Annotated in this window: 2 protein-coding genes; both read right to left on the bottom strand. The window is 59.8% G+C overall.

The features are described from left to right. Positions 1 to 259: DUF3703 domain-containing protein (locus tag E4Q08_RS23540; protein WP_248595131.1), on the bottom strand; the 259-nt coding region annotated here is incomplete at its 3' end. Then, positions 246 to 572, bottom strand: coding sequence for a P-II family nitrogen regulator (locus tag E4Q08_RS23545; RefSeq protein WP_169072195.1), 327 nt, complete (start codon positions 570 to 572; stop codon positions 246 to 248). The genes E4Q08_RS23545 and E4Q08_RS23540, both read right to left, overlap by 14 nt. Positions 573 to 763 lie beyond the last annotated feature (191 nt).

Here is a 763-nt window from a genome sequence, read left to right on the forward strand (position 1 = left end):
ATTGGTCGCGGTCCTGCAGCAGCCGTTTCAGGTCGGGAGGGATGGCCATCGGCGCGAAGGCGCTGACGTTCGCGCCACCGGTGTAGCCAATTGGCAGGCAGCCGACCAAGTGGCCGAGCGGCCCCAGCGCGAGTCGTAAACTGTGGCCAGTGGCCGTTGCCCCGATCGTTATCATAATTTCCATCTGGCCATCATACGTCCGGCTTGAGGGTGAAGCTTCGGAAAGCTGCAAGTTGGACAGGCTTTCAGCGAATTTCAATTGCCTTCGTCACCTCGCTCACAAAGATCCAGCCGGCGTCTGGCAGACCCGTATGCGCCGCTGTCGTGATGGCGCCAATCAGCTCGTCGGCCACTTCATCAGTACATACGAGGTCCAGTTTGTATTCGGAGACGACGGCTTCGGCAAGATCCAGGGAGTAGTGCTGCTGCGCTGGGTCCTCACTCGCCAAGGGCCGCTGCACCTGGGAGACCGTGATGTTGTGATAGCTGATGTCGGCAGCCTTCAGGTCGCGCAGCGTCTGAAGCACGTTGGCGATGCGGTGCTGGCGGATGAATGCCTTGATTTCCTTCACGTCAGTTCTCCTTTGGATTTTTCGTGATTGCCGATTCGCTTACTCAAAGCGGACAGCGATACGCGTCCCTTCATCCCTCTCGCAATAGCCTGCAGGCGCTTGCCGAGCGGGCCAGGTCAGGGTGCATCGCAGCACCGCGCCATCCGCCGCGCGCAATTCCGGATTGGCCGAGTAGTCGTAGTGTTCGCTAT

It is taken from the genome of Candidatus Accumulibacter contiguus (assembly GCF_012940005.1).
GTDB classification, from domain to species: Bacteria; Pseudomonadota; Gammaproteobacteria; order Burkholderiales; family Rhodocyclaceae; genus Accumulibacter; species Accumulibacter contiguus.